The 22,109-nt window shown below is 68.2% G+C and carries 20 protein-coding genes; 6 read left to right on the plus strand and 14 right to left on the minus strand.

The window, feature by feature from the left end; all coding sequences use genetic code 11:
- Positions 1-151 precede the first annotated feature (151 nt).
- Positions 152-1,672 carry an alpha/beta hydrolase gene (locus ACWGIC_RS16760; RefSeq protein ID WP_452076830.1) on the plus strand — a complete coding sequence of 507 codons (1,521 nt, stop codon included), beginning with the start codon at positions 152-154 and terminating at the stop codon, positions 1,670-1,672.
- A gap of 52 nt (positions 1,673-1,724) precedes the next feature.
- Here ACWGIC_RS16760 and ACWGIC_RS16765 read toward each other — a convergent pair whose 3' ends face one another.
- The 7 genes from ACWGIC_RS16765 to ACWGIC_RS16795 all read right to left on the minus strand — a co-directional run bounded on the left by ACWGIC_RS16765 (position 1,725) and on the right by ACWGIC_RS16795 (position 10,301).
- Positions 1,725-3,440, minus strand: coding sequence for a S8 family serine peptidase (locus ACWGIC_RS16765; protein WP_452076831.1), 1,716 nt, complete (start codon positions 3,438-3,440; stop codon positions 1,725-1,727).
- Positions 3,441-3,523: 83 nt separating this feature from the next.
- Complete coding sequence (locus ACWGIC_RS16770; RefSeq protein ID WP_452076832.1) at positions 3,524-4,522, minus strand: ABC transporter ATP-binding protein; 999 nt, start codon at positions 4,520-4,522, stop codon at positions 3,524-3,526.
- Complete coding sequence (locus tag ACWGIC_RS16775; protein WP_452076833.1) at positions 4,515-5,540, minus strand: ABC transporter ATP-binding protein; 1,026 nt, start codon at positions 5,538-5,540, stop codon at positions 4,515-4,517. Before ACWGIC_RS16775 ends, ACWGIC_RS16770 begins: the two co-directional genes overlap by 8 nt.
- A 5-nt stretch (positions 5,541-5,545) precedes the next feature.
- The gene (locus tag ACWGIC_RS16780; RefSeq protein WP_452076834.1) at positions 5,546-6,502 is read right to left on the minus strand and encodes an ABC transporter permease; all 957 of its coding nucleotides are present in this window, start codon (positions 6,500-6,502) and stop codon (positions 5,546-5,548) included.
- On the minus strand, positions 6,495-7,421 hold the full coding sequence (locus tag ACWGIC_RS16785; protein ID WP_452076835.1) for an ABC transporter permease: 927 nt from the start codon (positions 7,419-7,421) through the stop codon (positions 6,495-6,497). The genes ACWGIC_RS16780 and ACWGIC_RS16785 overlap by 8 nt, the downstream gene beginning before the upstream one ends.
- A gap of 103 nt (positions 7,422-7,524) precedes the next feature.
- Positions 7,525-9,153, minus strand: coding sequence for a peptide ABC transporter substrate-binding protein (locus ACWGIC_RS16790; RefSeq protein WP_452076836.1), 1,629 nt, complete (start codon positions 9,151-9,153; stop codon positions 7,525-7,527).
- A 194-nt stretch (positions 9,154-9,347) separates the two neighbouring features.
- Positions 9,348-10,301 (minus strand): Ppx/GppA phosphatase family protein, encoded by a 954-nt coding sequence (locus ACWGIC_RS16795; RefSeq protein ID WP_452076837.1) that lies wholly within the window; start codon positions 10,299-10,301, stop codon positions 9,348-9,350.
- Positions 10,302-10,479: 178 nt separating this feature from the next.
- Between ACWGIC_RS16795 and ACWGIC_RS16800 the strand changes: the two genes are divergently transcribed.
- Together ACWGIC_RS16800 and ACWGIC_RS16805 are read left to right on the plus strand one after the other, a co-directional pair.
- Positions 10,480-11,226 carry an oxidoreductase gene (locus tag ACWGIC_RS16800; RefSeq protein WP_452076838.1) on the plus strand — a complete coding sequence of 249 codons (747 nt, stop codon included), beginning with the start codon at positions 10,480-10,482 and terminating at the stop codon, positions 11,224-11,226.
- Positions 11,223-11,966 (plus strand): SDR family oxidoreductase, encoded by a 744-nt coding sequence (locus tag ACWGIC_RS16805; protein WP_452076839.1) that lies wholly within the window; start codon positions 11,223-11,225, stop codon positions 11,964-11,966. Before ACWGIC_RS16800 ends, ACWGIC_RS16805 begins: the two co-directional genes overlap by 4 nt.
- 2 nt (positions 11,967-11,968) lie before the next feature.
- Here the strand turns inward: ACWGIC_RS16805 and ACWGIC_RS16810 are convergent, their stop codons facing one another.
- The 6 genes from ACWGIC_RS16810 to ACWGIC_RS16835 all read right to left on the minus strand — a co-directional run bounded on the left by ACWGIC_RS16810 (position 11,969) and on the right by ACWGIC_RS16835 (position 18,527).
- The gene (locus tag ACWGIC_RS16810) at positions 11,969-12,862 is read right to left on the minus strand and encodes a LysR family transcriptional regulator (protein ID WP_452076840.1); all 894 of its coding nucleotides are present in this window, start codon (positions 12,860-12,862) and stop codon (positions 11,969-11,971) included.
- Between the two features lie 50 nt (positions 12,863-12,912).
- Positions 12,913-13,899, minus strand: a complete 987-nt coding sequence (locus tag ACWGIC_RS16815) for a lytic murein transglycosylase (RefSeq protein WP_452076841.1) — start codon at positions 13,897-13,899, stop codon at positions 12,913-12,915.
- Positions 13,900-14,687: 788 nt separating this feature from the next.
- Complete coding sequence (locus ACWGIC_RS16820) at positions 14,688-15,209, minus strand: DUF501 domain-containing protein (protein WP_183124805.1); 522 nt, start codon at positions 15,207-15,209, stop codon at positions 14,688-14,690.
- Positions 15,210-16,074: 865 nt separating this feature from the next.
- Positions 16,075-16,440 (minus strand): septum formation initiator family protein, encoded by a 366-nt coding sequence (locus ACWGIC_RS16825; RefSeq protein WP_452076881.1) that lies wholly within the window; start codon positions 16,438-16,440, stop codon positions 16,075-16,077.
- Between the two features lie 193 nt (positions 16,441-16,633).
- Positions 16,634-17,920 carry a phosphopyruvate hydratase gene (gene eno / locus ACWGIC_RS16830; RefSeq protein WP_452076842.1) on the minus strand — a complete coding sequence of 429 codons (1,287 nt, stop codon included), beginning with the start codon at positions 17,918-17,920 and terminating at the stop codon, positions 16,634-16,636.
- Between the two features lie 115 nt (positions 17,921-18,035).
- The gene (locus ACWGIC_RS16835) at positions 18,036-18,527 is read right to left on the minus strand and encodes a VOC family protein (protein WP_452076843.1); all 492 of its coding nucleotides are present in this window, start codon (positions 18,525-18,527) and stop codon (positions 18,036-18,038) included.
- A 70-nt stretch (positions 18,528-18,597) separates the two neighbouring features.
- Between ACWGIC_RS16835 and ACWGIC_RS16840 the strand changes: the two genes are divergently transcribed.
- Together ACWGIC_RS16840 and ACWGIC_RS16845 are read left to right on the plus strand one after the other, a co-directional pair.
- The gene (locus tag ACWGIC_RS16840; protein WP_452076844.1) at positions 18,598-19,002 is read left to right on the plus strand and encodes a tetratricopeptide repeat protein; all 405 of its coding nucleotides are present in this window, start codon (positions 18,598-18,600) and stop codon (positions 19,000-19,002) included.
- Between the two features lie 206 nt (positions 19,003-19,208).
- The gene (locus ACWGIC_RS16845; RefSeq protein ID WP_452076845.1) at positions 19,209-19,391 is read left to right on the plus strand and encodes a hypothetical protein; all 183 of its coding nucleotides are present in this window, start codon (positions 19,209-19,211) and stop codon (positions 19,389-19,391) included.
- A 796-nt stretch (positions 19,392-20,187) separates the two neighbouring features.
- Here the strand turns inward: ACWGIC_RS16845 and ACWGIC_RS16850 are convergent.
- Complete coding sequence (locus tag ACWGIC_RS16850) at positions 20,188-20,988, minus strand: murein transglycosylase (RefSeq protein WP_452076846.1); 801 nt, start codon at positions 20,986-20,988, stop codon at positions 20,188-20,190.
- A gap of 268 nt (positions 20,989-21,256) precedes the next feature.
- Between ACWGIC_RS16850 and efeU the strand changes: the two genes are divergently transcribed.
- The gene (gene efeU, locus ACWGIC_RS16855; RefSeq protein WP_452076847.1) at positions 21,257-22,108 is read left to right on the plus strand and encodes an iron uptake transporter permease EfeU; all 852 of its coding nucleotides are present in this window, start codon (positions 21,257-21,259) and stop codon (positions 22,106-22,108) included.
- Position 22,109 lies beyond the last annotated feature (1 nt).

The raw sequence follows: 22,109 nt of genomic DNA on the forward strand, positions 1-22,109 counted from the left end.
TAAGCCACTGTAACTTAACCGAGTTGGGGTGGGACGATGAGCGGCGGTGGGGCGGGCTTCCCGCCCCACCGTCGTCTGTCCGTGCAGCTTGGCTTCACCCGCCTTCCCTCGATTCCCGAGTTCGATCGATTTTGGCAAAGGAAGGAAGACAGTGCGAAAACAATTGCTCGTCGTACTAGCCGCCGCGGCATTGACGGCGACGGCGGTTCCGGCGACCGCCGCATCCGCTAGACCCGCGGTGAACTGGGGCAAGTGTCCAGACGATGTCGCGTCTCCGCAATTGCAATGCGCCTCGCTCGAAGTGCCGCTGGACTACCGGAGCCCGGACGGCAAGAAGATCAGCGTCGCGATCTCCCGGCTGCCCAGCAGCGATCCGGCGAAACGCCGCGGGGTGCTGCTGTTCAACCCCGGCGGCCCTGGCAGCCCCGGCCTCACGTTCCCGCTGCAGCTTGCCCAGATCGGCCTTCCGGCGAGCCTGCTCGCCGAGTACGACCTGATCGGCTTCGACCCGCGCGGCGTCGACCACAGCAATCCGGTCAGCTGCAATCTGAAACCGGACCAGCTGACGATCGCGCCGAGATACGCGCACAACGCCGCTGAAGTCGTGGAGTCCGCGGCAGAGGTCAAGAAGTTCGCCCAGCAATGCGCCGCCTCGGAATCCGCGCCGGTCCTTCCGCACATCACCACCGCGAACACCGCGCGCGACATGGATCAGATCCGGGCCGCGCTCGGCGAGTCCAAGATCTCGTACTTCGGCCTGTCGTACGGCACTTACCTCGGCGGGGTGTACGCCTCGCTGTTCCCGGACCGCACCGACCGAGTCGTGCTCGACAGCGTTATCGGGCCGGACGGTTACGACATCACCGCAGCGCGGCGCTTCGGTGAAGGAATGCAGGACCGTTTCCCGGACTTCGCGAAATGGGCCGCCGTGCGCAATTCCAGCTACGGTCTCGGTGCCACGCCCGCTGACGTCACCGCGGCGTTTTTCAAGCTCGCGGACAAACTCGACCAGCACCCGCTCGGCGGTCTCGACGGTTCCCTGTTCCGGCTGGTAACACACGCACTCACCTACCAAACCTCGAAGTTCCCGCAGCTGGCACAGCTGTGGCAAACCGTCCTCTCCGGACAGGTTCCCCCGGACGGCACGCTGCCGGGAAACGACGGTTCGGCACAGAGCCAGGTCGGCACCATGGTTTCGGTGATCTGCGGGGACCACGCCTGGCCCCGGCAGATTTCGACCTACCAGCGCAACGTCGCGCAGGACCGGGTCACGTACCCGATGCTCGGCGGCACGACGGCGAACATCTGGCCGTGCGCGTACTGGCCGTATCAGCCGGTCGAACCGCCAGTGCAATTCAGCGACCAGGGACCGTCGAACCTGCTGCTGGTCCAGAACACGCGGGACCCGGCGACGCCGCTGTCCGGCGCGCTGGACACCCGCGAAGCGTTCGGCGACCGGGCCCGGATGGTCACGGTCGACCAGGGCGGTCACGGCGTCGGCTTCCCGCACCTGAACAGCTGCGGCTTCAACGCCGTAATCGACTATCTGGCGAACGGCACCCGGCCGGCAGCCGACAAATTCTGCGGTGCCGAAGCGAACGCCGCCAAGACGCTCACCCCGCAACAACAACAGGCAGCCGACAAGATCATGGACCGGCTGCGGCACTACTGAAATCGACATTGAACCGGCGGTGAGGCGGGATTCCCGCCCCACCGCTGTTCGTTCAGCGAAGGAACGCCGAACCCCGCGTCACCGCGGAATAGGCGTCCACCGAACCATGTCCGTAGAAGCCGTTGAACGACGCGTCGCCAAGGCAGGTAGCCGTGAACGAAGCGTCCCGGCCCTCCTTGAGATAGTCGACCGTGCGCGGCACCGGGCACGCGATCGGCGCGGCCGTGCCTTCCAGCACCCGCTGCACCGCGTCCGGGTCCATCGAGACTGAATGCCCGGTCTTCTTGCCGTACTGCGAAACGATCAGCGCCGCGACGCCGGTCGCGTGCGGAGCGGCCATCGAAGTCCCTTGCAGCCATTGGTAATAGCCGACGCGGCCGTCGCTCGCCGTCGCCTTCTGCACGCCGAGCGCGACCCCGGCCGGGGTCACATTGCCCGCCGCGTCAATGTTTCCCGCCGCTACCCCGACATTGCGCGGATACGTGGACAGGATCTCGTTCTCCACCGTCCGGTACCACGGCGTGCCATAACCGTCGCGGAAGAAGCCACCGGGCGCGGAAACGGAGATCTGCTCCGTGCCGTAATTGGAGTAGTCCGCTTTCGCCTGCGTCGGGCCGAACGAGCCGACACCGATGGTGTGCGGACCTTCGACCGGCAGCGAGAAGCACGAAGCATTGTCGATCTTGCGCGGATGCGGCCCGTTCGCCGGGTAGTCCGGGCTCGTGACGTCGTCGTGCGGCGCGGCCAGTTCGTCGTGCTGGTTGCCGAGCGCGACCACCATCGTCACGCCCTTGCGGTGCGCGTAGTTCAACGCCCGGGTGGCCGCTTCGATGATCGTGCGCTGTTCTGCTTGCTCGGCAGCGGAATCCGCCGGGTTCGACCGGCAGTTGTAGAGCCACGGGTCCACATAGAAACTCATGTTGACGACGTCGATTCCCGCGTCGCCGGAATACGTCAGCGCGTCGACCATCGGCTGCAGGAAGAAGAATCCGGCGTCCTGTCCGGCGCGGATGTTCACCAGCGTCACGTTCGGCGCCACCCCGGAAACGCCGAATCCGTTCGCCGCCGCGGCGATCGTGCCGGCGACGTGCGTGCCGTGTCCGTTGTCGTCGTGGTCCACCGGGTCGACACAGCCGCGGAACTCGCACGGACCGTCGACCACGGTGCCGTTGACGTCGGCGACGATGTCCTTGGTGAAGTTGCGCGAATCGGCTTTGTCGAAGTTCGGCGCGATGTCCGGGTGACTGCCGTCGACCCCGGTGTCGATGATGCCGACCTTGACCCGCTTGTCGCCCGCCTGTTTGGTGCGGGCCAGGTCGGAGCGGGTCGACTTGAGGCCCCAGAGCTGGTCGTCCAGCGGATCGGTGCCGGCCGCCTTGTGCGCCGCGGCCTTGCGCGAAACACTGCCGCGGCCTTCCTTCTCGACCGCGTCCGGCTTCTCCTTCTTGCCCGCCTTCGGCGCGCTGCCGATCGCTTTCGCCTTGGCCGCGCCGAATACCGCGTGGTTGGCCGAAACCCGCTCAGCGAAACCGGAAGCGGGTGCCGTGGCGGTGATGAGCCCGACCGCGGCGTTGGTCGTGACGACCGTGCCGCCGGCGTCGCGCACCGCTTTCTGCGCGGCGGCAACACTTTGGCCGTCCCGCGCCAGTACGCTGAATTCCGTCACCGGACCGGCGGGTTGGGCCGACGCCGCCGGAAGGGCGACGCCGGACACCGCACCGAATAATGGCACCGCGAGTGCCACTGCGAGCAATCTGGGTCTTTTCACGAGTCCTCCTCACGAAAACCGACAATGCAACGTACATAGCGGACACTGCGCGCGGCAATCGGCGAACCGGAGGAATCGCCTTGTTACGGAACCACCGACTTCACCTCGGCGAAGTGACAAGCCGACAGATGCCCGTCCGTCCTCGGCTCCAGTTTCGGAGCCTCGGCCGCGCAAATGTCGGCCGCCTTCCAGCACCGCGTCCGGAACCGGCAGCCCGACGGCGGATCGATCGGGCTCGGCACGTCGCCCTCCAGCCGGATCACCTGCCGCTGCCCGCGCACCGCAGGGTCGGCGACCGGCACCGCGGAGAGCAGCGCCTGGGTGTAGGGATGGGACGGTCGCTCGTAAATCTCGTCCTCAGTACCGATTTCGACGATCTTCCCGAGGTACATCACCGCGACCCGGGTGGACAGATGCCGCACCACCGACAGGTCGTGCGCGATGAACACATAGGACAGTCCGAACTCGCCCTGCAGTTCCCCGAGCAGGTTCATCACCTGCGCCTGGATCGAAACGTCCAAAGCGGACACCGGCTCGTCGCAGATGATCACCTTGGGCCGCAACGCCAGCGCCCGCGCGATGCCGATGCGCTGCCGCTGGCCGCCGGAGAACTGGTGCGGATACCGGTTCACGTGCTCGGGGTTGAGCCCGACCACCTCCAGCAGTTCCTGCACCTTCTTCGCCCGCGACCCCTTCGGGGCGACCTCGGTGTGAATCTCGAACGGCTCGCCGACGATGTCGCCGACGGTCATCCGCGGATTCAGCGACGTGTAAGGGTCCTGCAGCACGATCTGGATCTCGCGGCGCATCCGCCGCAGTTCCGCGCCGCGCAGTTTGAACAGATCGCGGCCCTCGAAGGTCGCGCTGCCGCTGGTCGGCTCCTCCAGACGCATCAGCACCTGCGCGAGTGTCGACTTCCCGCAGCCGGATTCGCCGACCACGCCGAGGGTTTCGCCCGGCTGCAGGTCGAAAGACACGCCGTCGACGGCCTTCACCTGCGCGATCGTCCGCTTGAACAACACGCCGTCGCGCACCGGGAAATGCTTGACCAGGTCGCGCACGCTGAGAATCGGCTCACCCATGGCTTTCCACCACCTCCTCGGCGAAGTGACACGCACTGACCCGGCCGAACCCGAGCGCGTGCGAGGACGGCCGCTCGTCGCGGCACCGTTGCTCTGCCCGCTTGCAGCGCGGGTGGAACGGACATCCGGACGGAATGTCGAGCAGGCTCGGCGGCAGCCCCTTGATCGTCTCCAGGGTCTGTCCTTTGAGGTCCAGCCGGGGCAGCGAATCCATCAGCGCGGCGGTGTAGGGATGCCCGGGCGAGCTGAACAGCTCCCGCACGTCGGCCTGTTCCACGATCCGGCCGGCGTACATCACCGCGATCCGGTCCGCGACCTCCGCGACCACGCCGAGGTCGTGCGTGATGAGGACGAGCCCCATCCGCCGTTCCCGCTGGATGTCCGCGAGCAGGTCCATGATCTGCGCCTGCACGGTCACGTCCAGCGCGGTCGTCGGCTCGTCCGCGATGAGCAGGTCCGGGTCGAGAGCCAGCGACATCGCGATCATCGCGCGCTGCCGCATCCCGCCGGAGAACTGGTGCGGGTAGTCCTTCACCCGCCGTGCCGCCGCCGGGATCCGCACCAGGTCGAGCAGTTCGATCGCCCGTTTGCGCGCATCCTTTTTGGACATTCCCAGCCGGACGCGCAGCTGCTCCTCGATCTGGAACCCGATGGTGAACACCGGGTTCAGCGCGGAAAGCGCGTCCTGGAAGATCATCGCGATCTCCGCGCCGCGCATCTGCCGCCGCCGGTCCGCCGACGCGGTGAGCACGTCCTCGCCGCGATAGCGGATCGACCCTCCGGTGATCACCCCCGGCGGGGTGTCGAGAATTCCCATGACGGTCTGCGCGGTGACGCTCTTGCCGGACCCTGATTCACCAAGTACGGCAAGGGTTTCCCCGGCGTGCACCGAATAGCTGACGCCGTTGAGCACGTTGGCCACGCCGTCGGAGGTGCGGAACTCCACGTGCAGGTCTTCGACCTCGAGCAGCAGCTCGTGCTCCGCCGTCGGATCCGGCGCACTGGACACTGTGGACATTGCGGCTACCTCGACTTCGGGTCGAGCGCGTCGCGGATACCGTCGCCGAGCATCACGAACGCGAGCACGGTGACGGTGACGAACGCACCGGGGAACAGGAGCATGTGCGGGACGGCGCGGAAATAGTCGCGTGCGTCGCTGATCATGACGCCCCACGACACCACCGGCGGCCGCACCCCGATGCCGAGGTAGGCCAGTGTCGCCTCGGCTCCGATGGCCGCGCCGAGCGCGATCGTGGCGTACACGAGCACCGGCGCGAGCGTGTTCGGCAACAGGTGCCGGAACACGATCCGCGGCGTGCTGGCCCCGAGCGCACGAGCCGCCTTCACGTAGTCCAGCTGCTTGGCCACCAGCGTCGCGGACCGCATGATGCGCATCGCCACCGGCCACGTCAGCACCGCGATCGAACACACCACCTGCACGATGATGGTCACCTGCCCGGGATTCGTGCCCGGCGCGTTGAACGTGGTGAGGATGACGATCGCGCCGAGCACGAACGGCAGGCCGGCGAAAACGTCGCCGAGCCGGGACAGCAGGCTGTCGACGATCCGGCCGTAGTAACCGGCGACGATGCCGATCAACGATCCGAAAAGGACGGTCAGCAGCGTCGCGAAAACGCCGACCAGCAACGAGGCCCTCGCCCCGTAGATGGTCCGCGCGTACACGTCGTAGCCCTGGTTGTCGTAGCCGAACCAGGCATCCGCGGAGGGGCCTTCGTTGGCGTGCGTCAGATCGCTGTAGCCGGCGGGGCGGTGCGAGAACAGTCCCGGCGCGATCGCGATCAGCACGACCAGCAGGATGATCAACGCGGAGAGCACGAACGCCGGCTTGCGGCGCAGCTGCCGCCAGGCGTCGCCCCACAGGCTGCGCGGTTTCTTCGGACCGGCGTCGGCCGAGTGGTCCACATGCGACAGCTGTGCCGCGTCGACTCCTCCGCCGCCGACGAGATTCGGGTCAGTCATAACGGATCCTCGGGTCGAGAACGGCGTAGAGCAGGTCCACGATCAGGCTCATCAGCAGATACACCAGCACCAGCAGCACGACGACGCCGACGACGGTCGCGCTTTCCCGGTTCTGGAGGCCGCGGAAGATCAGCCCGCCGAGACCGTTGATGTTGAACACGCCCTCGGTCACGATCGCGCCGCCCATCAGGGCGCCGAGGTCGGTGCCGAGGAAGGTCAGCACCGGGATCACCGAGTTGCGCAGCAGGTGAATGCCGATGACGCGGCTGTTGGGCTGCCCCTTGGCGATGGCGGTGCGGATGTAGTCGGCGTGCCGGTTCTCCGCGATCGACGTTCTCGTCAACCGGGCGATATAAGCCATCGACAGGCTGCCGAGCGCGATGCCCGGCACGATCAGCTCGCCGAAACTCGGATCGTCCGAAACGCTGGCGTCGATGATGCCGAGGTTCACGCCGAGCACGATCTGCAGCACGATCGCGGTGACGAACACCGGCAGCGAGATCAGGAACGTCGTCGAGACCAGCACCAGGTTGTCGAGGAAGCCCTTGCCCCGCAAGCCGGTCAGCACGCCGGCGCTGAGGCCGATGACCGCCTCGATGAGCACCGCGACGAGCGCGAGGCGCAGCGTGATCGGATAAGAAGTGGAAATCAGTTCGCCGACCGCGGAGCCGTTGAACGTCTCTCCCCAGTCGCCGCTGAACAGGCTCCCGAGGTATTTGAAGTACTGGACGAACAGGTTGTCGTTCAGGTGGAACTTCTCGGTCATCAGGTCGATGTAGGCCTGCGGGCAGGCTTGCTGTCCGCATTTGCCGGAGAACGGGTCCCCGGGCACCGCCCACACCAGTGCGTAGATCAGGAAGGTGGTGCCGAAGAACACCGGGATCAGCTGGAGCAGGCGACGCAGGACGTAACGAATCATGCGTGGTTCCTAGGAGTGCGCGCCGGGCTCGTGAGCGGCGATCACGGTGCCACCCGGGACCGCCGCTCACGAGCCGCGTGGTGGGAACGGACGAGTCAGCGCATCACTTCTTGAGGACCTCGACCGACGAGTAGTCCGCGCGGCGGCGGAAGTCGAGGACCACGGTCTTGGTGTGCTTCGACTTGGCCGCGACGCCCTTCTCGTCCCACACCGGGATCGAGGGCAGGTCCTTCGCGATCAGGTCTTCCGCCTGCTGGTACAGCTTCACCGCGGCGTCCTTGTCCGCCGTCGAGTCCGCCTGCTTGAGCAGCGCGTCGACCTGCGGGTTGGAGTACGTCGAGTCGTTCGACGACGCCCCGGTCCGGTAAAGCGGGTTGAGGAAGTCCTCAATGGACGGATAGTCCGCCGACCAGTCGGAACGGCCCATGCCGGTCAGCTTGTGCCCGGTCACGATGCTGCGCCACTGGCCGAAGTCGGTCGCCGGAACGAAATCGCATTCGACGCCGAGGGTGTTCTTGATGCTGTTGCACGCGGCCACCAACGGCTCCTTGCGGCCGCCGTCGGCGTTCGAGGCGATGGTGAGCTTGCCCGTGAACCCCGACTTCGCGAAGAGTTCCTTCGCCTTCGCCGGATTGAACTTGCAGTACTCGCCGCACACGCCCGGCCGGAAGCCAGCGATGCCTTGGGAGACATAGCTGTCGGCGGGGACATAGGTGTCGTGCATGACCGTCTTGGTGATCTGCTCGCGGTCGATCGCCATCGAGATCGCGCGGCGCAGGTCGAGGTTGTTGTAGCCGGGCACGTAGTACGGCACCGCGATCGTGCTGATCCCCAGCAGGTGCCCGGTGACCAGATTCTCCTTGAGATCGGCCTTGTACTTGTCCGCGGTGAGCGCGGACGGCGGCAGCGTCTCGATGAAGTCGAGCTTGTTGCTCAGCAGGTCCTGGTAGGCGGTTTCCTGGCTGGCGTAGATCTTGACGTCGAGGTCCTTGAACTTGACCTTGTCCTGGCCCTGGTAGTCGTCGAACCGGGTCAGCTTGATGTCGACGTTCGGCGTGCGGCTGACGAACTTCATCGGGCCGTTGCCGATCGGGTGCTTCGCGAAGGCGGCGGGGTCCTTGAAGAAGGAGTCCGGCAGCGGCGCGAACGCGGTGTAGCCGATCTTGGTGGTGAACACGGAGAACGGCGCGTCCAGGGTCACCTGGAACTCGTAGTCGCCCTTGACCGCCAGGCCGGACATCTTGTCCTTGGTCGGCTTCGCCGCCTTGTCGGCCGGGTGGACGTCGGAGTAGCCCGCGATGTTCTCGAAGAACGTGCTGTTGATCTGCCCGTTCGCCGAGTTGGCCCCGTAGTTCCAGGCGTCGACGAAGTTCTTCGCCTTGACCTCGGTGCCGTCGTGGAACTTCCAGCCGTGCTTGATCTTGATGTCGAAGACCTTGGAATCGGTCGTGGTGATCGACTCCGCCATCAAGTTGAACGGTTCGCCGCTGTCGCCCTTGTACGCGACGAGACCGGAGAACATCGGGTCGACGGCCTTGGAGCCGCCGAGTTCGTTGGTGTTCGTGGGGATCAGCGTGTTCTGCGGTTCCGTGCCGTAGACCGTGAAAGTCCCGTTCGGGTCCGCCTCGCCTGACGACCCACTGCTGGATCCGCCGCCCCCACAGGCGGTCAGGAGCAGTGACAAGGTTGTCACGACAGCGGCCGCGCTCCAGAGCCTGGATGAACCCCGCATGTCCCCTCCGTTTCTCGCGTCCGAATAGCGAGATGGAGGCTAGCGGGATCAGCCCTTCGTAACCGGATCACCGGGTTGCACCTGAATAACAACGACGACCATCACCCGGTCAGCTCACAACGAACTGCGCTTGATGACTTTCAGTGGTTTTGGTACGGGTGCGCGCGTCCGGTTACCCCGCCGTCGCGGAGCGTTCAGGCAAGCGACAAAGCGATGCCGTCCAGGATGTCGTGCTCGCTGACGACCAACTGGTCCGGACCACCGCGCGCGGCGAGTTCCTCGGCGAGCACCTGGACGACGACCGCGCCGCCGCCGATCACGTCGACCCGGCCGGGATGGATCACCGGGTTCTCCGAGCGGGTCGCGCGGTCGGCCGCGAGGAGGTTTTCCGCGACCCGGTCGATCTCTCCGTGGGTCAGTTTCGACAGGTGAATGCGCTCGGAGTCGTACTCGGGCAGCGCCAGCGAAACCGCTGACAACGTGGTCACGGTGCCGGCGACGCCGATCCAGGTGCGGGCCTTCGCGACGTCCACGACGTCGAACGCCTCGGCGAGGATGCCGCGGGCCAGCTCGCGGGCGGCGGTGATCTCGTCGGCGGTCGGCGGGTCGTCCTTCAGCGCGCGCTCGGTGATCCGGACGCAGCCGATGTCGACGGATTTCGCGGCGGTCACCTCGGCCTCGCGGCCGTTCCAGGTGCCGAGGACGAGTTCGGTGGAGCCGCCGCCGACGTCGACGACCACGAACGGCCCGTCGTCGGGGTCCTGCTCGCCGACCGCGCCGGTGAAGGACAGCCGGGCCTCCTCGTCGCCGCTGATCACCTCGGCCTCGACGCCCAGCGTTTCGCGGGTCATCGCGAAGAACTCGTCGCGGTTGCTCGCGTCGCGGGTCGCCGAGGTGGCGACCATGCGCACCTTCTCGACGCCCTTGCGCCGCGCGGCGACGGTGTAGTCCGCGAGCGCGGCGCGGGTGCGCTCGAGCGCTTCCGGCGCGAGCCGGCCGGTGGCGTCGACGCCCTGGCCGAGCCGCACGATGCGCATCTCGCGGTGCAGGTCGCGCAGGTCGACCGTGCCGTCATGGCGCGGCGTCAACTCGGCGACGAGCAGACGGATGGAGTTGGTCCCACAGTCGATCGCAGCTACCCGAGGCATGGCCCCGACTTTACTTGGTCTCCGGCGCTTCGCGGGCCAGGCGGGCATAGGCGGGTCCTATGCCCCCTCGCCGGTATTTGGTCTTTGCTTTCCGCTCTTTTCCGGAAGTACGGTCGACGTGTTCGCCGCTTTCGATTTCGCGGCGTTTTATTTCTCCTTTATCGAGAGGTTCAGTGGCATGCCCACGATCGAATACGGAATAGCGGGAAAGCGCGCACTGGTCACCGGCGGCTCCCGCGGAATCGGCGCGGCAATCGTGGCGCAGTTGCTGGCCGCGGGCGCGACGGTGCTCACCACCGCCCGGACGGCCGGCCCGGTGCCGGAGGGAGCGTCCTTCGTCGAGGCCGACGTCCGCACGCAGGACGGAGCCCAGACGATCGCCTCCGCCGCGCAAGACCTCCTCGGCGGCGTCGACCTGCTGGTCCACAACGCGGGCGGTGCGCGTCCGCACCCCAACGCCCTGGCCATCCCCGACGACGAGTGGCAGGACGCGCTGTCGGTGAATCTCCTGGCCGCAGTCCGCTTGGACGCACTGCTCGCCCCGGGGATGCAGGAGCGCCGATCGGGCGCGATCGTGCACATCTCCACCGCCGCGCTCCGTCCGCCGTTCCCGCCCTTCCTGCACTACGTGGCCGCGAAAACCGCGCTGGAGGCGTACAGCCGAGGCCTCGCCGCCGAACTGGCCCCGTCCGGTGTCCGCGTCAACGCCGTCTCCCCCGGCCGGACCGCCACCCCCGGCGGCCTGGCGACGCGGGAGCAGTGGGCGAGCCTGTCGTCCAACAGCCCTGATCTCCCCGGCGTTCCGCTGGGCCGCGACGGCGAACCCGACGACATCGCCAACGCGGTGCTGTTCCTGCTGTCCGACCAGGCGAGCTGGCTCACCGGAAGCGGACTGGCCGTCGACGGAGGCGAATACCCGCGATGACTCTTTCCGACCGTTATCGGGGCAAAACCGCCGTAATCACCGGCGGCAGCACCGGAATGGGTTTCGCCACCGCGAAATTGTTCGCCGACGGCGGAGCCAAGGTAATCATCACCGGCCGTTCCCAAACCCGCCTCGACACCGCGTTGGCCCAGCTCGGCGATGACGCGACGGCGGTCCGCGGCGATGTGGCGTCGCTCTCCGACCTGGACGCGCTGGCAAACCAGGTAACCGGCCCGGTCGACGCCCTGTTCGTCAACGCCGGGGTCGCCCGGACGGCACCGTTCGCATCGGTCACCGAGGAGCAGTTCGACGAGCAGTTCGCGGTCAACGTCAAGGGCGCGTACTTCACTGTGCAGAAGCTCGCGCCGCTGCTGCGCTCCGGAGCGGGCGTCGTCCTGACCACCTCGACCGCGAACGTCATGGGCCTGCCGGAAACCAGCGTCTACTCGGCAGGCAAGGCCGCCCTGCGTTCAATGGCCCGCACGCTCGCCGCCGAACTGCTCCCGCGCGGGATCCGGGTCAACGCGCTCAGCCCCGGCCCGATCGACACGGAAATCCTGGAAGCCGGAATGTCAGCCGACGAAGCCGCGCGCTTCAAGGCAGCACGGGCCTCGGCCAACCCCATGAAACGGCTGGGCACCCCCGGAGAGATCGCCCGCGCCGTCGCCTTCCTCGCCTTCGACGCCACCTTCAGCACCGGCATCGAACTGGTCGTAGACGGAGGCGACACGCAACTCTGAGGTCAGGCAGCCGGAGACACCGACTGATACCAGGTCTCCTGCCGCAAAAACTCGAGCAACGCCATCTCCGCGGGCCCCGCCCCGGGCCGAACCGCCGCGACCACGGGCTGGGACACGACGGGAAACACCGGCCGGACAAGATCTTCATGCCCCTCGGGCACCGCCGACGCCGGAACCAACGTCACTCCCAGCCCGTGCGCGGCCCACCGCACCGCGGTCGAGGTCTGCGACACCCGCGCGACCGCAGTCGGGTCCAACCCGTTGTCGCGCAACACTTCTGTCAGGAGGCCGTCGAGCGCGCTGTCATGATCGAACCGGATCCACTGTTCTTCTTCCAGCTCCCGCAACGCCACCCGGTCTTTCTTGAGCAACCGGTGCGCAGCGCCGAGCACCACCACGAACTCCTCGTCGCCAAGGTGGTGCCCCTCGTACAACCCCTCGTCGCACTCCGAGCCGAGCAACGCGAGATCCAGCACCCCGCGCCGGGCGAACTGCTCCAGCTCGGCAGGATTCGGCTCCTCGAATACCGTCACCGCCAACCGCGGGTATTTCCGGCGCAGCGCCGCCAACGCCCCCGGCAACTGCCGAGTCCCCAACCCCATCTGCACCGCGACGACCAACTCGCCGACCAGCTCGTCAGCTCCCGCCCGCGCCGTCGCCTGCGCCCGCCGCGCCGCCCGGACCGCCACCTCGGCGTCCCGGAGAAACGCCCGCCCGACGACGGTCGGCACCAGCCCGGTCGGCGTGCGGGAAAACAACTGCACGCCGAGTTCCCGCTCCAACCCGCGAATCTGCTGGGAAACGGACGGCTGGGCGACGTGAAGCAACTCAGCCGCAGCGGTCACCGACCCCGCCTCGGCGACGGCCAAGGCGTACTCGAACTGGCGAAGACTCATCGGCTCCCCTGGATGTAATGGTGTAATCGAGGCTACCGAAGTTCTCGAGGCTACCCGTCTGACGCCGCTCCACCGCTCGCCGGACTGCTGCTGCTCGACGAAACGCAGGTCGAAGTCGTCGGCGTGGTTGTGGTCGTCGTGGTCGTGGTGGTGCTGGATCCGCAGGTCGGAGTGCTGCTCTCGGTGGTCTGCGTTTGCGACTGAGGCGGCGGACTGCCAGCGGTCGGCAGCCCGGTAGGCGTCACCGACGGCCGACCGCTAGAGACCGGCGGCAACGGGGCCCCGGTAGTCCTTGGCGGCGTTTCCCCCGGCTTCGGTGCGGAACTGGGCAGCGTCGGCATGGTCGGCCCCGGTGCCCCGACCGGAACCGGACTGTCCGGCACCTGTGCGACGCCCTTGCGGTAGGCCTCCGCCCAGAGGATGACTGTCGTGACGTAGGCGTCGGAGTTGTTGTAGCGGTAGATCGCAGTCCGCAACTGGTCCGGATTGGCCAGGTCGAGCCCGCCGGAGCAGAGATAACGCGCCGCCGCGAGCGAGGCGTCGAAGAGATTGCTGGGGTCGGTTTTGCCGTCGCCGTTGCCGTCCGCGGCGTAAGTGCCCCAGGTCGCCGGGATGAACTGGAACGGCCCGACCGCGCGATCCCAGACCGGGTCGTGGTCGAGGACGCCGTGATCGGTGTCGGGAATCGCCGCGAACGGACCAGTCCCGTTGAGCTGCGGGCCGAGAATCGGCTGCAGCGTCGTCCCCGCCGCGTCGACATACCCGCCCCGCGCGTGATTCGACTCGATCCGCCCGATGCTCGCGATGAGCGCCCAGTCGATATGACAGCCCGGTTGTTCTTTCCCCAGCACGTCAGCCGCGTGCCGATACGCGACGAGCGCGGTAGCCGGTATCCCGAGCGGCCCGTCCGGCAAATCGTAGGCAGGCAAAGGAACTGGAGCCGGAGCCGCAGGCAACCGCCCGTCGACCGCGATGCCGCGGATCCCCGGGTCGTAGCCCTGGTCAGGCGTCACGTCCGCCGTGTGCACCACCGGCATCCGCCCCACCCACCCGACAACCACTCCCGCACCGACGGTCGCCGGAAGCACCCCGACAATCCCGGCGAGCACCGCGACAGCCGTCCGATGCCGTGACGCGACCCGGCGAGTCCGATAGCGACCTCGCCGAACGCGAACCCGCGCACGGCCGATCCACCGAGGTTTATCCGGCGGGGGTCCGACGAGGACGGGGGTTGTTGCTTTCGGAACCGGGCCGGCCGGGCTGGTTGCTGCGTCGATGGTCTCTTCGGCTTTGGTAGCTACGCCGTCTTCTGCACCGCCACTGCTAGCAGCCCCGACCGACTCGCCACCGGCGGCTTCGTCTTCAGCGCCGGCCACCTCATCGTTAGCTTCGTCCGCACCGGCCGTCTCACCACTGGCAGCTTCCGCAACTCCGCCTCCGCCAATGGCCTCGCCGCCAGCCGAGTCACCAGATACTTCCTCGCCAGCACTCTCCCCGCCGCCAGCCTCACCACCGGCAACCCGCTCATCCGCACCGTCCACCACCGGCTCGACCCGACCGCCCGCGCCGCCGACGACCGGTTCGCCCCGCTCGTCCGCGCCGCCCACGACCGGTTCGGCCCGACCGTCCGCCCCAGAGGCCGCCTCAGCGCGCACCCACCGCCGAGATCTGCGTGGCACCCGCACTGTCCCGCCCCTCCCCGGCGCGCCCGGCGGTGCACCCGGACTCGCCTGCTCGGTGTGAAGCTCCGGTGCGCGCCGCGAAGCATTCCCACCCAGGCGGGCACCGGCCTCTGCTGTGCCTATCCGCGCCCGAGACCGGAGCGTTACCCGGCGCAGTCGCCCGTCGGCCAGCCCTGTTCGCGGACCCAGGCGAGAGTCTCGTCGCCGAACGGGTTCACCCCGGGACCGGCTGCGAGCGTGTGCGCGAGGTGGACGTGCAGGCACTTCACCCGTCCCGGCATCCCGCCCGCGGTGACCTGCGTGCCGAGCGACTCGATGGCGTCCCGCTCCGCGAGGTACGTCTCGTGCGTGCGCTGATACGCCGCCGCGAGTTCGGGATCGGTGGTGAGCCGTTCGGTCATCTCTTTCATCACGCCGGACGCCTCCAGCGTGCCCACCATCGACGTCAACCGCGGGCAGGTCAAGTAATACAACGTCGGGAACGGCGTTCCGTTCTCCAACCGCGGACTGGTCTGGACCACCGAAGGATGCCCGCTGGGGCACCGCGCGGCCACCGCCCGCAAGGCCCGCGGCGGCCGTCCGAGCTGCTGCGCGATGACCTCCCGGTCGGCATCGGTGACGGGCTCGAATCGGGGTGTCTCCGTGCTGCTGTTCACGCTCTCCAGGCTAATGCCGCCGCCCGCCGGACCCCTCGCGACCTCCGCCGAAACGGCCGAGTTGTCCACAACCCGCACACCGCGTGGACAACTCCCCGCAGCCGCCTCCGCGGACCTTGCGGTGTGGTTAACGTGGAAGGCAGTCGAAGCTCCGCCGCGAAAACCCCCAGCCGCGCACCGGCAAATCCCAACGTCAGAAAGGAAGGTCAGCCGAGCCAGGAAAACAGAATTCCGATGAACGCTTCACACTGAGCGAGGTTCCGACTCTCAGGCGCTGCACGCAGATCTGCGCCCGCCCAGCCGCGAGAACCACCCGATACCCACGAAATTAAAGAGCGTGCTTAAAGACCCAACCGCGCTAAACCACCGCGAGCCAACCGTTGCCTGAGACCAGCTAGCGATCCGGCCAGGACGGAGCCCAGCCAGGAATCGCACCCGTCCAGCAACCTCGATGGAAGAGGACCTCACTCAGCCAGCGATCTCACCGGAACCAGCCAGCGCCTCGATTGGCCGCAACCTTGCCCGACTATGGAACCTCACCCAGCCAGGAGGACACCCGGCCACCAACCTGAACCAGCCGAAGTCGCGCCCGCCATCAACCGCGCTCAACCGACAATCCCACTCAGCCGGAAACCTCACCCGGCCGACGATCCGGCCCAACCAGAAACCTCGCCCGGACGACGGTCCCGCCCGACCAGAAACCTCGCCCAGCCACGATCCCGCCCCTGCCGGAAACCTCGCCCAGCCAGCGGTCGCGCCCATCCGGAAAACTGGCCAAGTCACCGGTCCCGCCCAGCCAGAACCTCGCCCAGCCGACAATCCGACCCATCCGGAAACCGGGAGTCAACCCAGCGATCCGCCCCAGCCAGAAACCTCAACCCCCGGCAACCTGCGCCCAAAGGTTCTCGTACCAAGGCGCCTGCGGAGCAGGCTGCTGCCCCGGCTGCGCAGCCGTCGGCGAACCAGGCTGGTCCTCCGGCAGCTGGACCATCCACGGCGTCTCGCCCGGCTTCACGTACCGGAGCCGGCGGCGGGCTTCCGCCTCGATCTGGGCCGGGTCGCTCAGCTGGGCTTTGCGGTCGCGCAGCTGGGCGACCTCGCGCTGGAGCTGGGCGAGCTGCGCTTCCTGGTCCCGGACCTCGGACCGCTGGGAAAGGTAGGTGCGCAACGGGACCGCGACGGTGAACGCCAGCGCGCACACCACGATCGCCACCACGGCGGCGCGCCGGGTGGTCGACATGCCGAGCACCTTGGCCGCACCGGAGGCGCGTTTCGCCGCCAGGCCGCGGCGCAGCCGGGCCCTGGTCGTCTCCGTCGTGCCCGCGCCGGTGCGGCGCCGGGCCGAGGCGGGACGGCGGGCCCTGCTGGACCCGCTTCCCGCGGCCCGGCCGCCGCGGCGGCTGCGCGCCCTCCCCCGGTCGGCCATGTGCCCCTCAGGCCTCCGCGCTGAACCGCGGGAAGGCGAGGTCGCCGGCGTAGCGCGCGGCGTCCGCGAGGGTTTCCTCGATGCGCAGGAGCTGGTTGTACTTCGCGATCCGCTCGCCGCGCGCCGGGGCGCCGGTCTTGATCTGGCCGACGCCGGTGGCGACCGCGAGGTCGGCGATGAAGGTGTCCTCGGTCTCGCCGGACCGGTGGCTCATCATCGACTTATAACCGTAGGACGTGGCCAGCGACACCGCGTCCAGCGTCTCCGACAGGGTGCCGATCTGGTTGACCTTCACCAGCAGCGCGTTCGCCGCGCGGCGGGTGATGCCTTCCTCGAGCCGGTCCGGGTTGGTGACGAACAGGTCGTCGCCGACGAGCTGGATCTTGTCGCCGATCTCGGAGGTCAGCTGGACCCAGCCGTCCCAGTCGTCCTCGCTCAGCGGGTCCTCGATGGAGACCAGCGGGTAGTCGCGCAGCAGTTCGCCGTAGTACGCGGACATCTGCTCCGCGCTGCGCTTCGAGCCCTCGAAGGTGTAGGCGCCGTCTGAGTAAAACTCGGTCGCGGCGACGTCCAGCGCGAGCGCGACGTCCCGGCCCGGGACGTAACCCGCCTTCTCGATCGCGGCGAGGATCAGGTCGAGCGCCTCGCGGTTGTTGGCGAGGCTCGGCGCGAAACCGCCCTCGTCGCCGAGGCCGGTGGCCAGGCCGCGGCCCTTCAGCACGGACTTCAGCGCGTGGTACACCTCGGTGCCCCAGCGCAGCGCCTCGCGGAACGACTCCGCGCCGATCGGCGCGATCATGAATTCCTGGATGTCGACGTCGGTGTCGGCGTGCGCACCGCCGTTGAGAATGTTCAGCATCGGCACCGGCAGCACGTGCGCGTTCGGCCCGCCCAGGTAGCGGAACAGTTCCAGCTCGGACGATTCCGCGGCGGCCTTCGCGACGGCAAGCGAAACGCCGAGGATGGCGTTCGCGCCCAGCCGCGACTTCGCCGGCGTGCCGTCGAGGTCCACCAGCTTCTGGTCGACGATCCGCTGGTCGACCGCGTCGACGCCGACCAGGTCCGGCCCGATCTCGTCGAGCACCGCGGCGACCGCGCGCTCCACGCCCTTGCCGTTGTAGCGGCCGGTGTCCCCGTCGCGCAGCTCGACAGCCTCGTGTTCGCCGGTCGACGCCCCGGACGGCACCGCCGCCCGAGCCAGGGTGCCGTCGTCGAGCGCCACCTCCACCTCGACGGTCGGGTTCCCGCGCGAATCGAGAATCTCGCGCGCGCCTACCTGCTCGATGAGAGCCACGCTCTGCTCCTTGGTGGGTCGTGCCTGCGGTGACGCCGCCCAGAGTAACCGCCCAGCGGGTTCACCCGTTGGAGGCCAGGCCGGTGCCGGGCCGTTCCGCTGCGTGTTCTCCAGCTCAGCCGGGCACTTCGCCGGTCTCGCTCTCGGCCTGGTCCTCCGGCCGGACTTCGCGCCACCCCGACGGCAGCTCGACCTGATCGGTCACCTGCTGCCAAAACGTCCAGCTGTTGCCGCCGGGATCAGCCACGGTGAAGATCCGCGCACCGTAAGGCTGGTCCTGCGGCGGCTCCGGCGCGGCGTCCTCCCCGAGCGCCGCGGATACTCGCTCGTGCTGCGCGTCGACGTCGGTCACGTACACCACGTTCAACTGCCCGACCGGCCCTTCGACCCCCTTGGCCTCCCAGTATTCGGGACCGACCCCGGCCAGCTGAAGGCGCGCGTCGCCCGCGCGGAGCGTCGCCTGGAAGACCTCGCCGGCGCCGTCCTCGAAGCGGACTTCTTCGGTGAAGCCGAACACCCTGGTCAGCCACGCGAGCGCGGCTGTCGCATCGCTGTAGTAGAGGTACGGCGCCAGTCCCACGTAGCCGGGTTCCTGATCGCTGCTCATGGCGGAACAGTTCATCACGACTCCTCTGCCGCTCGTGCAACGCCCTCCGCGCCGGTATCGTGAAGCGACCATGACGGACGCCGCAGCAGCCCCCGAACCCGACGGCGAATCGCGCTTCCGCAGGTTTCGCAACGCCGAGCATCTGGTCGCGCGGCGACGTCCCCTCGACGCGCTCAAAGAGCTGGAACCCCTGCTCGACGACGAGCCGGACAAGCCGAGCGTGCAACTGCTCGCCGGGCGCGCGTACTTCCACTCCGCCCAGCTGCGCCGCGCCGAACGCGCGTTCACCCGCGTACTGGAGCTGGACCCCACCGATCATTACGCCCGGTTCGTGCTCGGCCGCACCCTCCAGCGCCTCGGCCGTTTGGCCGAGGCGCTCGCACAATTGCGGATGGCCTCGGCGATGAACCCGGTGCCGGAGTATCTCGAAGCGATCAGCGAGGTCAGGGCCAGGATCACGCTCAGCGACCGCTGAGCCCGACTGTTCCGAACGTGCACCCGCGGAGGCATTCTCGGGCAACCGCGGGATCCAGCACGGTCCCGGCGCGTCTTCTGAAGTGAACAGGGCAGCGGGGAAGCCTGGCCATCCGGCGACGCGGCTCGGCCGGTCGGCCGATCCGGGGAGACCGGCCGAAGAGCGATCCTTGGTGTCATCACAGAGAGCGATTAGAGGAGGCCGACATGACCGCGCTGACCGTGATCGGAGCGACCGCCGGGCTGATCGTGCTGGTGCTGATGGCGCTGGCTCCGACGCTCGTGGCACTGAACGAACGCCACCCGGTCCAGCCCCGCAAGCAGCCGGTGCGCGCCGAGGCTCTGCCGCAGAAGCCGGTGCGAGTGAGCGCTGCGCTGACGACCCACTGACCGCCCACGGACTGCTGGCTGCTGAACGCAGACCGGGCCGGATCGGGACGTTGCAGACCCGCTGGCCGGACTGGCAGCAGGCCGCGGATCCGGCCGCTCACCGGAATCGGACCAGGCTGAGAAACCACGCTGCGGGGTGACCGGCTCGGGGACCGCCCGCCCAAGCCGGATCGGGACTCAGCCGACCGCTGAACGAACTGAGACGACCGTCCCAGCTGGTCAAGCTGGGACGCCACGCCGGTTGCGCACCGGCCGGAATCAGACCGGCCAGCCGCGTCGGCCATTGACCGAACCGGATCGGTGCACCACGCCGAGCGGCCGCGAACCACGCCGACACCGCCGCACCGGCCGGACGGGACATCGCTGGCTGCCCATCGCCAAGGCCAGTCACACGGCACACCAGCCGCAGCCGAACACCGAGGCAGCCGCTGCCGCTAGCCAGCTGGGCCCGGCCAAGTCGCCGACAGACCACGAGCCGATCCAGCCGACCGACCGTGCGCCGATCCAGCCACCCCGCTAACCGGCCAACCGGCCAGTCCACCTATCGGTGAGCCAACCGGCCAACCTGCCGACCGGCGAATCCAGCCAGCCCACCGACTGTGAACCGGCCCGGCCAACCCGCCGACCGGCCACCAGCCCATCGACCGTGAACCAGCCCGGCCAACCCGCCGACCGGCCACCAGCCCACCGGCCAGCCCCCTCCGGATTCCGTGACCATCCGCCCACGATCCGCTGGCCCCAACGAGAAACCGCCGCACAGCCCGCGACGCGTCCCGGCTCGGCGAAGAACCTCCGCTCAGGGCGCCACGCTCGCCGCCGCATACGAATCCGCCGCGGTGAACACATCCTGCACGTAGTTCACCGCCGGGTTGTAGAACAGCATCGCTTTCCACCAGCCCGCCGGAGTGCCCAGGTCGTCGTTGCCGGAGCAGAGGTAGCGGGCCGTGGTGAAGGCCGCGTCGTCGAGGTTGCGGGGGTCGGCCGGTTTGCCGTCGCCGTTCGCTCGTTGGGCGTGTTTGTGCCAAGCGGACGGCATGATCCGCAGCGGACCGACCCGATGGTCCGCGGTGCGGTCGCCGTCGAGTTTTCCTTCGTCGGTGTCCGGGCCTTCCGCTCGATCGGGGTCCACCGTCATGGTGCCGTCGGGGCCGGGCTTTTCCGTTCCGAACGCCAGGTTCCCGATCGCCGCGAGGGTCGCCCACGACAGGTGGCACGACGGTTTCTGCCGCTGCATCCACATTTCCGCGCGCCCGTACGCGGCGAGCACCCGCGCGTCCAACCGAGTCTTTCCGGAGACCCGGGTCGCCCACGCGTCCAGTTCCGCTTGGTCGGACACGAGCGGGCGGTCCGGCGGTGCGGCCAACCCGACCCGCGGGGCTTCGACGCCGGGCTGCGGGCGCGGTTCCGATTTCGCCGAGCCCGGCGGCGGAGCGGCCGCGGCGGGAGGGGCGGGCGGGTTCGGATTCTGGATCCCGATGGTCACCACCAGCACGACCCCGGTCAGCACCAGCCCCAGCGCGAAGGCGATTCGGCTCGGGTAGCGGCGCGGCGGACTCGCCGGAGACGGCGTAATGGTCGGCTGAGTGGTATCGGCCACCCGGACAGGTTACTGATGAACCCGGCAGTGGGACGCTGGACTGGGCGAATGGCAAGCGGATGGTTAACTCGACGCCTCAGCCGCCCAGGTCACACAATTCGTTACGTGACCTTTCGGCGACGCGCTGACCTGCGGTTACCCTAACCTAACTCCGTACAGAACGCCGTTTTGCGTATTTTGCCGGGCCCGTTCCGCGGACCTCCCTCTGGACTTACAGGCAAGCCTTACCTAAAACCATCAGGTCAGGTAGTCGAAGGAGGGCTGAACAGTGGTGTTTTCCAGCGCGCTCATCGGGCTGCGCGAAGGGCTCGAAGCCGCTCTCGTGGTGAGCATCCTGGTCGCCTTCCTGGTCAAGACCGAACGCAAGCACGCGCTGCGGTTCGTGTGGCCCGGGGTCGGCGCGGCGGTGCTGCTGTCGGTCGGCGTCGGGGCGATCCTCACCTACAGCACGGCGCAGCTGAGTTTCGAGCATCAGGAACTGCTCGGCGGAAGTCTTTCCATTGTCGCGGTCGTCTTCGTCACCGCGATGATCTTCTGGATGCGCAAGGCTTCCCGGCACATCGCGGCCGAGCTGCGCGGCAAGATGGAGGACGCGCTCAAGGTCGGTCCGGCCGCGGTGCTGCTGCTGTCGTTCCTCGCGGTGGGCCGCGAAGGGCTCGAAACCGCCGTGTTCTTCTACTCGGCCGTGCAGACCGCGCAGTCCGACACCTTGCAGCCGCTGATCGGGTTCGTGATCGGCATCGCCGCCGCGATCGTGCTGGCCTACCTGCTCTACCGCGGCGCGGTGCGGTTCAACCTGGCGAAGTTCTTCACGATCACCGGGGTGCTGCTGGTGTTCGTCGCCGCCGGTGTTCTCGGCTACGGCCTGCACGACCTGCAGGAAGCCGGGTTCCTTCCCGGTCTGACCACGCTCGCCTTCGACGCGTCGAGCACGCTGCCGGAAACCTCCTGGTACGGCGCGCTGCTCAAGGGGATCTTCAACTATTCGCAGCAAACCACTGTGCTGCAAGCGATCGCGTGGGTCGCCTACGTGGCGATCGTGCTTCCGCTGTTCCTCAAGCCTGCCCGCAAGAACAAGACCGAGGCGGCTCCGGCCGCCCCGGCCGCTGCCAAGGAGTGAC

The sequence above is a fragment of the Amycolatopsis sp. NPDC054798 genome (assembly GCF_053611505.1).